Raw genomic sequence first — 16,213 nt, forward strand, 5'->3', positions numbered from 1 at the left:
AACAAGTAGAAGTAGTAAATTGAAGAAAAAACTGGATAAAAGAACATATATATGGCACATATTATATTTAAAACATAAAAAGAAAGAGAGTATTCAACATATAAGAAATTTGGTATGATAACTAAATGAGATAAGGTGATGATTCTCAAAATGAATGAATAATACTGATTTAATATTTTATGTAGATTATATATTGAAAGAAAAGAGATAGAAGATGAATAAAAAGTTTGTAAAAGGCGCTGCGATTTTAACCGTTACAACGTTTCTATCGAAAGTAGTGGGGAGTTTTTTTCAAATTCCATTGCAAAATATAGCGGGGGATGAAGTACTTGGGATTTTTCGCCTTGTTTTTCCTGTATATATGATAGCCTTAACTTTATCAGTAGCGGGAGTCCCGCTAGCAATATCTCAGTTAATAGCTGAGCTTCATGAAAAGAATGATCGGGACGGAATAGCTAAATTGTTTACGTCCGCGTCTATTATCGGTGTTATATTTGGGGTGCTCGGATTTTTAATTATTATCATGGGGTCAAGTGGCATTGCAAATATGCTTGGTGGGCAAGAGACGAGGCTAGCATTAATTGTTACTTCGTTTGCTTTATTAATCGCACCATATATGGCAGTGTACCGTGGATATTTCCAAGGGTTCGGAGATATGATACCTACTGGTGTATCACAAGTAATTGAACAGTTGATTCGCGTATTCTTAATGTTAACGATCGCTTATGTATTTGTATATTCGAATAAAAGCAGTGATATCATAACGGGCGGAGCGATGATTGGTTCTTGTTTTGGTGTTATTACGTCACTCATATATTTGCGAGTAAAATATGTGAAAAGCCCGTATCGCTATAAGAGTAAAACATATTCATTGCAAGACTTTAAGAAAAACGGGAAAAACATACTCCGTATTTCAATTCCGATTGCAATTGGAGCGTTATCTATGCCGGTTTTAAATTTAGTTGATTCTGTAACAATTCCACATGTGCTACATGAATCTTCTACAACGATTCAGGAACAGTTTGGTATATATAGCCGTGGTTTTGCATTTACGCAATTAATTGTTGTATTTGCAAGTGCGATAGTATTTCCATTAATTCCATTATTAACAGCAGCTTTAACAAAAAAAGATATAGCTTTAGCTAAACTGACAGTAAAACGTACAAATGAGTTTGCGCACGTTTTAACAATGCCGATAACGATATGGCTTATGGCGCTCACAGTACCGCTTAATGTTGCATTATTTACAGATACAAAAGGAAGTGGTATGTTAGCTATTTTAATTGGTAGCTCGTATTTCACATCACTTATGGTATTATCAATAGGAATCTTGCAAGGGATTAATCGTTCGATGCAAGCAGCATGGATTGTCATCGGTGCAAGTTTTGTAAAAATTATATTAAATATAGCGCTAGTAAATCAATTCGGTATAAATGGAGCAGCGTATAGTACTCTAATTATTTATATAATGATTTGTATCGCAAATCATATTTATATTAGAAAAGATCTTTCTTATCCAATGGATATAGGGAAGTTTTTGGCTGTGATTGGAGTATCTAGTATTTTAGGTATAGCATTATACTTTGTGTCTACATTAATTAATGTGACAGATTCCAGGGTTTTAGCAATGATATATAGTGGTGTAGCGCTAAGTGTAGCTTCAGTATTATATGGCATATGTGCACTTAAACTAAACTGGATATCGAAAGAACAAATTCCATTTTTACGTAAATAAAATCGTTTGTTATAGAAAATGAACAATATTATAAATGGGTACGACTTTTTAGATGTTTGCGAAAGAAATCAATTTGAAGTTATCAATCCTTCCTCGGCAAGGAATGGATAACAATTTGTTTAATTACAAAAAGAGTTGATTGTGAAATGTTGGAGGAGATTAAGAGTGCGGTTAGTTTTATCAGGATATTATGGTTTTTATAATGTTGGGGACGAAGCAATTTTGCAATCAATTATTAAAGCGCTACATGAAGAGGATCCTACTCTTGAGCTTGTTGTACTTTCAAATGACCCCGACTATACAAGGAAAATGTACAGTGTAGAAGCAGTAAATCGCTGGGATATAAGAGCGATTTACCGAGAAATAAAGAGAAGTAATGGTTTAATTAGCGGAGGCGGAAGTCTCTTGCAAGATAAGACGAGTATTAAAAGTATTTTATACTATACGGGTATTATGCGGCTTGCCCGTTTTTTGAAAAAGCCGTATTATATTTACGCTCAAGGAATCGGACCTATTACGAAGAAGCAAAATCGTTTATTAGTGAAATGGCATGTATCAAAGGCTGAATATATATCAGTACGTGATGAAGACTCTTTTTTGTATTTAAAAGAAATTGGTATTAAGAAAGATATCGAACTTGTTCCAGATCCGGTATTAGCTTGTCAGCAAGAAGAAAAGAAATCCAATTGGCTTCAAAAACATTCTCTGCAAGGAAAGATCGTTGCGGTTAGTGTAAGGTACTGGGATGCAAAAGAAGATTATATGAAGAAGTTAGCAGGTACGCTGAAAAAGCTTAAGCAAGAGGGATACCATATTTTATTTGTACCGATGCATGGACCATTTGATCAAAATGCATCAAAGGATATCATTAATTTGATGGGAGAAGAAGCGCACATGCTCCCTTATAAAATGGATATTCATGAGAAAATCTCTATTTTATCAGAATGCTCCCTTTTAATAGGGATGAGACTGCATGCTCTTATATTATCGGCAGTTGCAAACACGCCTATGATTGGAATTTCATATGATCCAAAGATCGATTCGTTTTTACAACAAGTAAATCAGCCGATTATTGGGAATGTTGATGGAGACTGGACGACAGAAACATTACATAGTATGGCGGTTAAACAATTAGAGCAAACAGAATATGTACAAGAAATGTTAGGACAAAGGGTAGAGGAATTGCGTGAGCAAATTGCCATAGCGTCCAAATATATTATTAATGACTTACATGCAAAAGAGTCTATAAAAAGAGGAATAGAATAGAGGTCATTCCTCTTTTAATTCAATAATTGAGTTGAAAAAGAACAGGAATTACCTGTTCTTTTTTTGCTATGTAAGTAAGAATTTGAAAGAGAAGCGTATGAAAGAAAAAATGTCGGCAAAAAATTAATCGTAGGTACAATGACAGCAGCAATGGTAGCAGGTGTTGTATCTTCAGTAGCAGCAGGTAAAACATTCTCAGACGTTCAACCTGGTTCTTGGAGTGAAGAGTACATTAATTATTTAGTAGCAAAAAAGGCTATCGAGGGTAAACCAGACGGAACATTCGATCCATCTGAAGCAATTGACCGTGCTTCTGCACTTCCAAACTTCAATGCAGACATCTACAATACTTTAACTACTAAGTACACTGACAAAGGTACATTAGTATTCAAAGTATTAAGAGATAAAGATGTTGTAACAAGCGAAATCGTTTCACAAGCTGTACACACCCAAATATATAATACAAAGAAGCCTCTTGTACATGTACAAGAGGCTTCTTTTATTGTTTAAACTTAAACATCTCACCGCTCAAGTTCGAATCACTATACACAAACAATACCATGTTAATGTTGTTGTCTTTAATGTATTGATATATATCCTTTTCGTGATAGTGACGAAGGTCGAGGATAGATGTGTGATTGAAGCTTTGTGCTAAGTGAGGCACGATTGCGTTTGCGAATGAATCTTTTAGGACTAAAGCTCGTACATCATTTGGTGCATTGTTATTTTCGATGACGATTTCTGGATAGTCGTTTGTGTAATAACCGGCGTATGATGTTGTATCATTTTGTTTTTCTACGCCATATAGTTCATCCAATGTGCGATATACAGTGCCGTTCACATCTTTTGCGGTTACGCTTGTAAAGTTGAAACCGTCTTTTGGTGTGTAGTAGCATAGTTTTTCACCAGTCGCATCAATCAGTTGGTATAGCTGGTTGTTAAAGCTTCCGACTAGATGTTTATTTGGAGCGCACGTACGAGTGTAATCTTCTTTTTTTATTTCTTTTCCTTTATATATAGAAGATTGTTGCACGATTGTGTTCATTATATATTGATAGCCTAAGAAGGCACCATCCATATTCCAGTGATGGTCTGTTTTGAAGTACATACTTTGTATTTCTTCATTTGTATAGTTTTTCTTAAAGTGTTCCATGAGTTTAATTGGTTTTACGTCCGCTGGAAGTTTATCTAGAAAATAATTTAAATTTTCCTGTGCATATGTGTGAATATGAGAAGGTAATTTAAATGATAATGCATTCGTTTTGGACGGTGGTAAGGCAAAGTAAAACTCGATATTTTGTTCTTTTAAAAACTGAGATAAGTCGTTTACAGCTGGCATGGATTGATCGATTTCATTATATTTTGTAGTCCATGCTGGATTTTTAAGAAGCCATTTATCATCAGTTAAAATAATATCGTTAATGAGAGACTTGTCCATTTTAATTTGAGCAAGTGTATAGTTTTTTATGAGATCATCTCTTCCGATTAATTGATCGTTTGTATATGTCTCAAAGTCTTTAAAGAAGCTACCATTTATGACAGCTTCTTTTGTAAGAGCTGGTTTTTGAGCGAGTGGACGATTTTCAACGGGCGAAACTGCTCGGTCAGTTTTGAGAAGCGATAATATGCCAAATGAAAAGATAATGGTGAGAAAACCGGTAAATAGGACGATGTTCCCCAATTTTTTCATAATAACGTTTCCTTCCTACATAAAGTGAAACTTTAATCAGTGGGGGTTTTGTTCATCCCCACTGATTATTAGCCTTAACCAATCGGGCTTTTACGGGAAGCCCGACCCCCACCTAACTTCTTTGCTTTCGCTGAATTTTGAGGTGGGGATCTTACTGCCCGGCAAATAGCGGGATAAGTTAAAACCTGAAATAAATAAATGGATTATATGTTGAATTAACTAAATACATAATCGAAAGCATAAATAATGTTAGTAATAATATAGGACGTACAACTTGCATCCCGAACGTATATGTTTTTGGTGCAAGTTCTAGTATGTTTTTAACTCTCTTTAAAATAGGTGTCGCTGCGATAAAGGCAATGATAAAAATAATAATGTATTCATGTACGTATAACATTGTATTATCATCGACGAAAGAGTGCCCCCCTATGCCAAACATAGCTTTTAAATATTGGAACGAGTAAGCGAAGTTGTCAGCTCGGAAGAAGACCCAGCCAATCATAACGATTACTAATACGTATGCATGTTGCAGCGGCTTCCATAGTTTGTTTAATATTTTTTCGAATCCAGCTTTTTCAATTGAAATAATAAAGCCATAATATAAGCCCCAGGCGATAAATGTCCAGCTCGCCCCGTGCCATAAACCAGTTAACCCCCATACGATGAAGAGGTTACGATAATTCGCTAGTTTTGAAACGCGGTTTCCGCCGAGCGGGATATATATGTAATCGCGGAACCAAGAGCCGAGTGTAATATGCCATCTTCTCCAAAATTCTGAAATAGATTTAGAGATGTACGGATAGTTGAAGTTTTTCGGGAAATCAAATCCGAACATTTTTCCAAGTCCAATTGCCATATCAGAGTACCCTGAAAAATCGAAATAGATTTGAAGTGTATAGGCGATAATCCCAATCCAAGCTGTTCCAGCGCTTATCTCAGACGGCGGTAAGGCGAAGATTTTATCTGCGACAAACCCGACTTGGTTGGCGATTAATATTTTTTTCGCTAATCCTAGAATGAAAATTTGTAGACCTTCTGTAAATTTTTCAAAAGAATGGATACGCGTTTTAATTTGTTCAGCAACGATATTGTAACGAACGATTGGTCCGGCAATAAGCTGAGGGAAAATAGAAATATATAGTGCTAAGTTAAGTGGGTTCTTTTGAACATCACCGTCTTTACGATATATATCGATGACATAGGACATCGCTTGGAATGTATAAAATGAAATCCCAATTGGTAGTGGAATAGGTTCCACTTGGATAGATAAATGTAAAGCGTTGTTTAAAATGTCTGTGAAAAATGAAATATATTTAAAATAAGAAAGTAATAAAATATTCCCGACCACAGCCATAATCAAAAATGTGACTTTCATATTTTTTCGTTTATCATAATGATGCACGAGTAGGCCGAAGCAATAGTTTAATACAATAGAAAAGAGCATTAAAAGAACGAAACGTGGTTCTCCCCATGCATAGAAAATTAAACTAAATGCAAGTAATACGAAATTACGAAGCTCGGCACGCACTATAAAATAGAAAAATAATACGAGAGGTAAAAAGATAAATAAGAAAATCGAACTACTAAATACCAAAGGATTCTCCTCACTTTATTCAAAAATACATTTCGTGCAAAAAAACGACATTTCTATTATATATTCTTTTAAATAAAAGTGCCTTTAATATTTTAGCATGTTAATAATTCGATTAAAATAATTATTCTATGTAAATAGTTTCTAATTTAATACATAAGAAAGGTGGGCAATTAAGTGTTTTTTAAAATGGAAAAGAAGGCATTTGAGTGATTTATGGGAATTATTAATTTTGAGATAAGAGAAGTGACATAACTAAGGAGGAGAATAGGGAGTAAATTCGGATTGTATGGCAAATTTATCGTGGAAGAAAGTAATCGAGATATATTAGCAGATATTTTGTTAGAGGCGAAGGAATCAATGCAGTCATTAGGGATACTTGTGAAGTGTATATTGTAAGTAATTCTAATGATGAGCCGAATGCTGTATATGTTTTTGAAGTATGGAGTAATGAAGAGGAACAACGAGATTTTCTGTCTATACAAAAATGTAATAAGCAGATAAAACCACTTATTACAGAAGCGGTAAGAATTAGTATCTTGAATATGAGAGGAGGTAAATTTATCCATAGAAAAACTGCACCCCAATTGTTAGATTGTGTGTCTAACAATTGGGGTGCAGTTCACATCCAAATAGATGCTGCTTCTTTTTTTATTCTATTTCTAAATCAACAATTAAGTAAGCGAGTATAACAACGAAGAAAATACTAACGGACGGCGCTGTTAATACATGGCCGGACATAAAGCCGATTCCAAGTGATAGTACAACAGTGCTAGCTAATAGCATATATTTCACGGTTATTATTTTCTTAAAGTTTGTTATGACGCGAATGAATAATTTAATACCGAAGTATAGAAGCGGTATTAAGTAAATAAGGAAACCGACGATTCCGAATGCAAAGAATAGATCGTGGAAGTCCATTTCGATTAATTTAATTTTAACCGTATAGTTACCAGCATAGCCCATTCCGAATAATTTTTGTGATAGCGGTGCTTCTTTATAGTATTGTTTGTATACTTTTAAAAACTTATCGCGATCACTGTAAATTAAACTTTTGACCTCAGAGTCTGTTAGCTCACCTTTTGCATGTTTTTTTGCTTCGTCTGGATCTTCTTTAATTACTTTTCCTTCTTTTCTATCCTTTTCTTCTTGTACTGATTTTTTGTATTCGTATATTTGCATGTGGATGCCCATATTTTTTGCAATAGGAGTATGCGGTGTAAGTGCAATTAAACCTCCTAAAACAACAGCGGCAACAACTGTATTTACGAGATATGTGAATCCTTTACCTTCTTTTTTGCGATGAATCATATATTCAATGAATGAGAATAAAAGTGCCACGCCAAGCGTTAGAACAATTGCACCATATCCTACTTTCGTTCCGACCATAATACTTGCATACATCGCAAGTATTGTTGGAATCCAGTAATAGATTTTCGAGAAAGAAGTTGTTTTATGAATCGAATATAACACTACGCTTGGGAACATAATTGCAAAAATAGAACTTAAATCATTTCCAGCAAAGAACCAACCTCTTGAACCAATCTTTGAGTGAGGATAGCTTGGGAAATCTGTACCAGTTTGCATTGCAACAATCAGTGTGATGCTGAAAATTAAAGTTGCATATAAGAAATATGTAATGATTTTATGAAACGTATATTCTTTATTTTTTAACTCTTTAAAGACGATAATATATCCAAACAGTAGCACAATTGGATATATGCTCTTTAAAATAAATTTCACTTCTTCGCCAAATGAAACTGGAGATTTGACCATCATATTATTTACAAGACCAATTGCTAGTACGATCCCGAGTAGGCATAAATAGAGAATGTACTTTTTTGCCCCGTGTTGTTTTCTATGAAGAAGTAGATAACCTAATGCAAGAAGCATAAAGGCGAAACGGACTACGATTCCAACTGTTGCGCTCATGTGTAACACATAGATTGAAAAAGATGTTAATAAATCTAAAATTGGTTGAAACACAATGAATAGCAATAGGAAATGTGGGAAGTAGTTAGCCGTTTGTTTCAACTTAGTAACCATATGTTCCTCCATTTCTTCATTCCTTTATTTCAACACCCGAGAGATGGGTATAAAAGCCTTTTTTTGGCATAGTAAGGTGAATGAATTTCAATGTTTGTTTTTTGCATCAAACTTAAGAATACACCATTTCATTGCAATGGTAAATAGATGAAAAGCAATGATAAACCGACTTTAATTTCTATATTTTTTAACGAAATTGTATGTTTTATACGGATATATATACAAATTACGAGAATATTAGACAGAAAATTAAGAAAAAAGAAGGGTTTTTAACATGCTTTCTATAATTATAGAAGTATAATCTTTATGTGGAAAAGAGGGGTATATATAATGGAAGTAACAAGTAAAACAGAATCTGTTGTTGTAAAATATGAAGGGCGCGTAGCGACGGTTATGGTCAATCGCCCAGAGGTTTTAAATGCATTAGATGAACCAACGTTAAAAGAGTTATTACAAAAGTTGAAAGAAGTGGCGGAAAGTTCTGTTCACGTTGTTGTGTTATGCGGCAGTGGCCGTGGTTTTTCTGCGGGTGGAGATATTAAATCGATGCTTTCAAGTAATGATGAAAGTAAGTTTGAAGGCATTATGAATACAATTGCTGAAATCGTTGTGACGTTATATACGATGCCAAAGCTTGTTATTAGTGCAATTCATGGACCAACTGCTGGACTTGGATTAAGTATTGCATTAACAGCTGATTATGTTATGGCAGATATATCATCAGTTATTGCGATGAACTTTATTGGAATCGCTTTAATTCCAGATGGTGGTGGCCATTTCTTCCTTCAAAAGCGCGTCGGTGAAAATATGACGAAGCAAATCATTTGGGAAGGGAAGAAATTATCAGCGACAGAAGCGTTAGATATCGGTTTAATTGATGAAGTAATCGGTGAGGATTTCCAAACGGCTGTGAAGCAAAAAATTAATGAATGGTTACACAAACCAATTAAGGCGATGATTCAAACGAAACAAATTTTATGTGAAGTAAATCGTTCTAATTTAGAACAAACGCTTCAGCTCGAAAAGCGTGGTCAATATGCGATGAGACAAACAGCGGATCATAAAGAAGGTATTGCTGCTTTTCTAGAAAAACGTTTACCAGCATTTAAAGGGGAATAAAGGGAAGCTGTAATCCGAGGGGATTTGTTTATCCCCCGCGGATTATTAGTTTTACTGCCCGTTAATTCGAGATAAAGGGAAGAAAGTGCTAACACATTTTAGTATAATTGTGTTAGCACTTTTTTTAGGAGTAATAAATGAAGAAAATTATCGGTGTTATCGTTATGATTTTACTTATATATTATGCTTTGCATAGTACACCATCTCTTGCGGTGCGGACTGCATTATTCTTTGAGGGACATCCAACTGTTGCTTTCTCAGGTGAAGTGAAGAAAGCACGGGATGTGAAAAAAGAGGCGATTCCTGATGAGTACCGGACCTTATACGGCGATAAGAAAGAAGAACCAGAGCATTACTTCTTTCCGGTAGTAAGGGCGCACGGATCGGGAATTGATATGTTAAGTGCTTGTGTGAAAAAAGAGTGGTTTTTCTATAAAGCAGAGCTTGGTTGTTTTTAAAAATAGGAGGTAAGTGATGTCAACTTATAACAGGTTAGTGAGAGACCGTGTCCCGGAGAAAATTTTAATGTCTGGAAAAACATATACAGCACAAAAATTAACAGGACAAGCTTACATACAAGCGTTAGCGAAAATTGGTACAGAAGAAATTCGTGAATTTGCTTCAATGAAAGAACGTGAGCATGCGCTAGATTCACTTGCAGACGCACTTGAAGTTATTATTTCTTTAGCGCGTGCAGAAGGTGCAACAATTGAAGATATAGAGCGTATTCGTAAGCAAAAAGAAGAAGAACGCGGCGGATTTACAAGAGGGATTTATTTGATGGACGTTTCGGAAGAGTAGTTTAATAGAAAAAGCACAGCTTACTCAGTAGCGCTGTGCTTTTTTCCTACAATTAGGCTAGTGATTAAGAAAATAATCGTTAATGCCCAGCCAATTGTAATTGAGGTAGTAGTGTGAAAGACATAAGAAACTTGTAAACATAGTAATGATGATAAAAACCAAATAAGTGCAATATGTACATGTTTTTTCGTTACATTCATTTTTGTTATCTCCTTTTCACTTACTAAACTAAATTTTACTATAATTTAGAAAATTAGACTATATGAGTAGAGGTTTTATTGTAATTTCGCTATACTAAATAGTAGAGAAAATGAGGAGGAAACGACAATGACACATCATGCAAAAGAAACGATGGAATTAATTAAAGAGCTTGTCTCTATTCCAAGTCCATCTGGAAATACGGCGAAAATTATTAATTTTATTGAAAACTATGTAAGTGAGTGGAATGTAGAGACGAAGCGTAATAATAAAGGCGCTCTTATTTTAACGGTTAAAGGAAAGAATGATGAGCAGCATCGTTTATTAACTGCACACGTTGATACGTTAGGTGCGATGGTGAAAGAAATTAAGCCTGACGGTCGTCTTCGTCTATCTATGATTGGTGGATTTCGCTGGAACTCTGTAGAAGGGGAATATTGCGAAATTGAAACGTCAAGCGGTAAGAAGTATACAGGTACAATTTTAATGCATCAAACTTCTGTCCATGTGTACAAAGATGCAGGGGAAGCGAAGCGCGATGAGAAAAATATTGAAGTGCGTATTGATGAGCGTGTCTTTTCGGCAGATGAAGTACGTGAGTTAGGAATTGAAGTAGGAGACTTCGTTTCATTTGATCCACGCGTTCAAATTACAGAGAGTGGATACATAAAATCACGTCATTTAGACGATAAAGTAAGTGTAGCAATTCTATTAAAATTAATTAAAAGATTGCAAGATGAAAAGGTAACATTACCGTATACAACACATTTCTTAATTTCTAATAATGAAGAGATTGGGTACGGTGGTAACTCAAACATTCCAGAAGAAACTGTAGAATATTTAGCAGTTGATATGGGAGCGTTAGGTGATGGACAAGCATCTGATGAATATACAGTATCCATTTGTGCGAAAGACTCTAGCGGTCCATACCATTACGCTTTACGTAAGCATTTAGTTGAACTGGCGAAAGCGAACGCTATTGAATATAAAGTGGATATTTATCCATACTACGGATCAGATGCATCAGCCGCGATTCACGCTGGATTTGATGTGAAACATGCATTAATTGGAGCTGGTATTGATTCTTCTCACGCATTTGAGCGTACGCATGAAAGCTCGATTGTACATACAGAAGCACTTGTTTATGCATATGTGTTATCAGAAATGATAGTAGAATAGTGAGAGGGTGGTTGATTCTATGAATCAGCCACTTTTTTTTGCATAAAAACTACTTAAATTGTATTGTGCAATATTAAAAAAGTAGGTTTACTATAGAATTCTAGTATTATAAAATGATAGAGGCGCACTAATTTTTTTAATTTATATTTTCTAAAATTTGTATATTAAGATTGTGTGTTTTTAAAACGTTAATTTTCGAGGGGAGTATTATTATTTATGAAGTATCGTGCAGTCGCGGCAGGTATTTTAGCCGCAAGTTTATTATCGTCTCCAGTTAGTAGTTTCGCAGCAGGGAAAAAGTTTTCGGATGTTCCTACATGGGCGCAGGAGTCGGTTGACTATTTAGTAGGGAAAAAAGCACTTGATGGAAAACCAGATGGAACGTTTTCTCCATCTGAAGCAGTAGATAAAGGATCAGCTGCAAAAATATTAGCGGTAGTTCTTGGTTTACCAATTGATCCAAAAGCGAAACCATCTTTTAAAGATTCGCAAGATCATTGGGCAGCACCATATATTGCTGCGGTAGAAAAAGCGGGTGTAATTAGTGGAGATGGTACTGGGAAATTTAATCCATCAAGCCAAATTAACCGTGCATCTATGGCATCTATGCTTGTAAAAGCATATTCATTAGATAAGAAAATTATTGGAGAACTTCCAACACAGTTTAAAGATTTGGAACCGCATTGGGGTAAGAAACAAGCTAATATTTTAGTAGCTTTAGGGATTTCAATGGGTACAGGAAATGGCTGGAATCCTGACGGTACTGTAACTCGTGCTGAAGCAGCTCAGTTCATCGCGATGGCAGATAAAAATAAAACAAATACATCGAAAAGAATGTATATGAATAGAAACTTTATTACATATCATCAAGCATCGTTATCATCTGGTATTACTGACGTTCAACATAAGCCGCAAATGATTGAAGTGACAGAGCAAAGAGGGGATGGATGGTTGAAGGTTGTAACAAGTAAAGGTGAGAAGTGGACGCCATTACAAGAAAAAACAGAGTCTATTAATGAAGGATTTACTACATATCAAGAAGCTTCACATACGTCTACAGTGGCAGGGACACATAAAGCACAACAAGTAACTGTTATTGAAGAAAAAGATAGCTGGATTCGTATCCGTATGGGAGTTGGTTTCCAGTGGATGGATAAAAATCAATTAAATCCAGTGAAGCAAGGTAACTTCCTAGAAGGTAAAGCGATTATTATTGATCCAGGTCATGGTGGAATTGACTCAGGGAACCCTGGTTATTATGAGAAAGAAAGTCAAACCGTATTAGATGTATCATTACGATTACAGAAAATATTTGAGAAAAAGACACCGTTTACTGTGTTATTCACTCGTACAGATGATACACGCCTGGGAACAAGTGGTCCTGATTCTCTAAAAAAACGTGTAGAATTTGCACAGCGAAATAATGGAGATATTTTTGTAAGTATCCATGCTAATGGTTCTGACTTGAAAAATGGACAAGGCACAGAAACATTATATTATGACTCAGAACGAGCAAGAGCAACGAATCCAAATGTAGAAGAGAGTCGTTTATTAGCAGAAAAAATTCAAAAACGTCTTGTGAAAGCACTTGGAACAAAAGATCGTGGTGCGAAACATCAGGACTTATACGTAACTAGAGAAAATACAATGCCAGCTGTATTAACAGAATTAGCATTTGTAGATAATAAAAGTGATGCAGATAAAATTGCTACACCAGAACAGAGACAAAGTGCAGCGGAAGCTATTTATCAAGGTATTTTAGATTACTACGAAGCAATGGGTAACGACGTATCTTCTTTCCGTTAATAAATAAAAGAGATTGCCAATGGGCAGTCTCTTTTATTTATGAAACAAATTATAAAGGTTTCTCTTTATTTCGAGCATATGATATCATTTAATTTTACGTAAAAAGGTATTTGAGTAATTGTAATCATAACAATTTTAAACGATAAAGGATGATAATAGATTGAGTAATTATAGTAAAACACCTGCATGTATATATACGTATGCGTTTCGAGAAGAGGAACGTGCTTTATGTTACTTGGAAATGCGTTCGTTCTTTGGGATGGAGTCTCACGTTAATATTTTGAAAAGTGAAGTCAAGATTGCTCCGAGTAGAAGTCCGTTTATTAAAGAGCGCGTTGAGGTTATGTATGAAGGGGACGACTTAGAAAGCATTTTAGAACAAGTGGAACAAATTGATTTAGCGGGAGCGACATTCAAAGTTATCTTCGTTAAAATCAATGATCTTGGTAAAGAAAATAAAATTGAATATGGGGAAAGACGCCTTATTGAACGAGACCTTGGCATGCATATTGAAGGAGAAGCTGATGTTCGTAATCCAGAGCGTGTATTCGGGATTGTTCCTCTTGGAGGACGCTGGTACTTCGGGCACTATGTAGAAAGTGATCCAGTTTGGTATCATCACATAAAAAAACCGCATAGCTATTCGACATCACTGAGCACACGTGTTGCTAGAGCTGTCGCAAATATCGCTGTACCAAACCCAGATGGAGTACGAGCAATTGACCCGTGCTGCGGAATTGGAACAGTAGTAGTAGAAGCACTTTCTATGGGGATTAACATCGTTGGTAGAGATATAAATCCACTTGTAGTTCTTGGAACGAGAAAAAACATCGCACATTTCGGATTTGAAGGAACAGTAACAAAAGGCCCAATTGAAGAAATTACTGAGAACTACGACGTCGCAATTATCGATATGCCGTACGACCTATTTACGCACGCAACACCAGAAGATCAACTCTCGATTCTTTCAAGTGCGCGCCGTATCGCAAAAAAAGTAGTCGTTGTCACGATGGAAACAATGGACGACATGATTCATGAAGCGGGATTTGAAATTACAGACCGCTGTATCACAAGAAAAGGATCATTTTCTAGACAAATTCTTGTTTGTGAATAAGAAAGAAAGATCACCCGTTTGTTAAATTTAGGTAATAATTAATAGGATAGTTAGTCCATTATGAGGGCTGATTATCCTTTTTTATTTACATAATTGATTTGGAAAATAAAGGTTGGGAATATGGTTTAAAATGTATAGTATGGAATTAAATAAAAGAATGTACATTTGTATTCAACTAAAGAACAGTTTAATTAAAGAAAATGGATCTATAATGTGGGAGGAAATCAAATACATTTATTAAAATTAAAGGAGCTGTTGAAATTGGACACTATTCAATTAATTGAAGATTTCATATTACCTTACTATACTCAAAAAGATATAATGCACAATGTTGAACATATAAAAAGAATTTTAAATTTATCTCTAGAAATGGCTAAAATATATAAAAATAAAGTAGATGAGGATTTACTTAAATATGGCGCATATTTTCACGGAGTAATATATGAAGAAGAGATAAGAATAAGTATTAAAGAATTTCTTAAGGGTATTGGGTTTAGTGGAGAAAAAATAAAACGAATTCTAGAAGTAGCAGACGGTTCTCAAAAGGATGGAAAACCAGAAAGCCTAGAAGCTAAAATTCTCCACGATGCACATTTACTTGAGGGTGGAGAGACATTTTTAATTGTTAAATCTTTAATCACTGGATCACTTAGGGGACAATCCTTACTAGAAACGATTGAATATCTGGAAACAAATATACTTAATAAACATCATTGTTACTTACCCGAAAATATTGAAAAATACAAGGAAAAGGAAAAGTTCGCTTTTGACTTTCTATACAAACTCAAAACACATATATAATTTTTAATTTGTGAAGTTTTGTACTTAAATTATATGAGGGGTTTTATGGAATATTTGGACTCTAAATAAATAGAAATTTTTAATAATAAAAAATCTTTGTATAAAGTGAAATTTAGTCAACAGTCTACATCCTTATTTTATTAAATTTAAAACATAAGAATAGATAAATACAATTAAACCAGTGATGTTTAGTCTAAATCATTATTTTAACTGAACAAGGACCACACATATTAGACGTGTTTAATATGTGTGGTCTTTTTAATTTCAACTGTTCCACTTACCTAACCTAAATATAAAATATTGGTGACCTTTTTTGGTTTGCATAATCTTAGCATGATGTGTGATTGGTTGGTGGAATAGAGGGAGGGATTTGGCGATAAGTCGATATTCCAGGTCGAAACGTCGATATATTCTAAGAATCGATCGATATCATTTTGTTAGTACAATTACTCTTCTTTCGTCTTCTCTTGTTGTGCAATTAGTAAATTGCGTAATACGTGTCCGCGGTAACTTTCTAGTTTTCTTCCTTCATGATAGCGAACACCTAATTTCTTAAGTTCAGCTACGTACCAGCCTTTTGTTCCGTAATACATGAGACCACTTCCTTTTTTCTTTTGAACAGTATATGTGCCTGGGCGAGAGAATTTTCTATTTTTATTCATGAAATTTACAGAAATGAACATTGAATATTCAGTCTATTTGTATTATGATTAACTTATTATCGGATGACAGTGATTAGCCTCTCTGTAAGCCCGGGTATATTTTTATTCAATTGAATAGAGGAACTTCTTTCCACTTGAGCTTCCTTAGCAGGAGGACGAGCCATAAGGATAGGGGCAGTAAAATTCAATGCAGTTGCATGTGTTG

General features: G+C 34.9%; 15 protein-coding genes. 10 read left to right on the top strand and 5 right to left on the bottom strand.

The genetic code is table 11. The features are described from left to right. The first annotated feature begins 214 nt into the window (after positions 1-214). The 3 genes from LUS72_RS04515 to LUS72_RS27220 all read left to right on the top strand — a co-directional run bounded on the left by LUS72_RS04515 (position 215) and on the right by LUS72_RS27220 (position 3,511). A complete protein-coding gene (locus tag LUS72_RS04515) occupies positions 215-1,735 on the top strand; it encodes a putative polysaccharide biosynthesis protein (RefSeq protein ID WP_097829814.1) in 1,521 nt (506 codons plus the stop codon). A 165-nt stretch (positions 1,736-1,900) separates the two neighbouring features. Further along, positions 1,901-3,001, top strand: a complete 1,101-nt coding sequence (csaB, locus tag LUS72_RS04520; RefSeq protein WP_097829815.1) for a polysaccharide pyruvyl transferase CsaB — start codon at positions 1,901-1,903, stop codon at positions 2,999-3,001. A gap of 138 nt (positions 3,002-3,139) precedes the next feature. Then, complete coding sequence (locus LUS72_RS27220) at positions 3,140-3,511, top strand: S-layer homology domain-containing protein (protein ID WP_097829816.1); 372 nt, start codon at positions 3,140-3,142, stop codon at positions 3,509-3,511. Here LUS72_RS27220 and patB1 read toward each other — a convergent pair. The 3 genes from patB1 to LUS72_RS04540 all read right to left on the bottom strand — a co-directional run bounded on the left by patB1 (position 3,501) and on the right by LUS72_RS04540 (position 8,328). Further along, positions 3,501-4,691, bottom strand: coding sequence for a secondary cell wall polysaccharide O-acetyltransferase PatB1 (gene patB1, locus LUS72_RS04530; RefSeq protein WP_097829817.1), 1,191 nt, complete (start codon positions 4,689-4,691; stop codon positions 3,501-3,503). The two genes, LUS72_RS27220 and patB1, sit on opposite strands and share 11 nt — an antisense overlap. A 178-nt stretch (positions 4,692-4,869) precedes the next feature. After that, positions 4,870-6,285 (bottom strand): MBOAT family O-acyltransferase, encoded by a 1,416-nt coding sequence (locus LUS72_RS04535; protein ID WP_097829818.1) that lies wholly within the window; start codon positions 6,283-6,285, stop codon positions 4,870-4,872. Between the two features lie 648 nt (positions 6,286-6,933). Beyond that, positions 6,934-8,328: an O-antigen ligase family protein gene (locus LUS72_RS04540; protein ID WP_097829820.1), complete on the bottom strand. Its 1,395-nt coding sequence runs from the start codon at positions 8,326-8,328 to the stop codon at positions 6,934-6,936. Positions 8,329-8,658: 330 nt separating this feature from the next. Here LUS72_RS04540 and LUS72_RS04545 point away from each other — a divergent pair, with 330 nt between their 5' ends. The 3 genes from LUS72_RS04545 to LUS72_RS04555 all read left to right on the top strand — a co-directional run bounded on the left by LUS72_RS04545 (position 8,659) and on the right by LUS72_RS04555 (position 10,248). Further along, complete coding sequence (locus LUS72_RS04545) at positions 8,659-9,447, top strand: enoyl-CoA hydratase (protein WP_097829821.1); 789 nt, start codon at positions 8,659-8,661, stop codon at positions 9,445-9,447. 137 nt (positions 9,448-9,584) lie between these two features. Further along, entirely contained in the window at positions 9,585-9,905 is a 321-nt protein-coding gene (locus LUS72_RS04550) for a hypothetical protein (protein ID WP_097829822.1), read from the top strand. 16 nt (positions 9,906-9,921) lie between these two features. Next, entirely contained in the window at positions 9,922-10,248 is a 327-nt protein-coding gene (locus tag LUS72_RS04555) for a nucleoside triphosphate pyrophosphohydrolase (protein ID WP_097829823.1), read from the top strand. A 20-nt stretch (positions 10,249-10,268) separates the two neighbouring features. On the opposite strand, the gene LUS72_RS04560 is transcribed toward LUS72_RS04555, so the two are convergent. Then, on the bottom strand, positions 10,269-10,448 hold the full coding sequence (locus LUS72_RS04560; protein ID WP_097829824.1) for a hypothetical protein: 180 nt from the start codon (positions 10,446-10,448) through the stop codon (positions 10,269-10,271). Between the two features lie 127 nt (positions 10,449-10,575). Here LUS72_RS04560 and LUS72_RS04565 point away from each other — a divergent pair, with 127 nt between their 5' ends. The 4 genes from LUS72_RS04565 (at position 10,576) to LUS72_RS04580 (ending at position 15,346) form a co-directional block, all read left to right on the top strand. After that, the gene (locus tag LUS72_RS04565; protein ID WP_097829825.1) at positions 10,576-11,625 is read left to right on the top strand and encodes a M42 family metallopeptidase; all 1,050 of its coding nucleotides are present in this window, start codon (positions 10,576-10,578) and stop codon (positions 11,623-11,625) included. 216 nt (positions 11,626-11,841) lie between these two features. Then, the gene (locus LUS72_RS04570; RefSeq protein WP_097829826.1) at positions 11,842-13,431 is read left to right on the top strand and encodes an N-acetylmuramoyl-L-alanine amidase; all 1,590 of its coding nucleotides are present in this window, start codon (positions 11,842-11,844) and stop codon (positions 13,429-13,431) included. Positions 13,432-13,591: 160 nt separating this feature from the next. Continuing rightward, a complete protein-coding gene (locus tag LUS72_RS04575; RefSeq protein WP_002116583.1) occupies positions 13,592-14,545 on the top strand; it encodes a TRM11 family SAM-dependent methyltransferase in 954 nt (317 codons plus the stop codon). A gap of 261 nt (positions 14,546-14,806) precedes the next feature. Next, positions 14,807-15,346, top strand: coding sequence for an HD domain-containing protein (locus tag LUS72_RS04580; protein WP_097829827.1), 540 nt, complete (start codon positions 14,807-14,809; stop codon positions 15,344-15,346). Between the two features lie 446 nt (positions 15,347-15,792). Here LUS72_RS04580 and LUS72_RS04585 read toward each other — a convergent pair whose 3' ends face one another. Continuing rightward, entirely contained in the window at positions 15,793-16,008 is a 216-nt protein-coding gene (locus LUS72_RS04585) for a YflJ family protein (RefSeq protein ID WP_141533295.1), read from the bottom strand. Between the last annotated feature and the right edge of the window lie 205 nt (positions 16,009-16,213).

The sequence above is a fragment of the Bacillus cereus genome, assembly GCF_025917685.1.
GTDB classification, from domain to species: Bacteria; Bacillota; Bacilli; order Bacillales; family Bacillaceae_G; genus Bacillus_A; species Bacillus_A cereus_AT.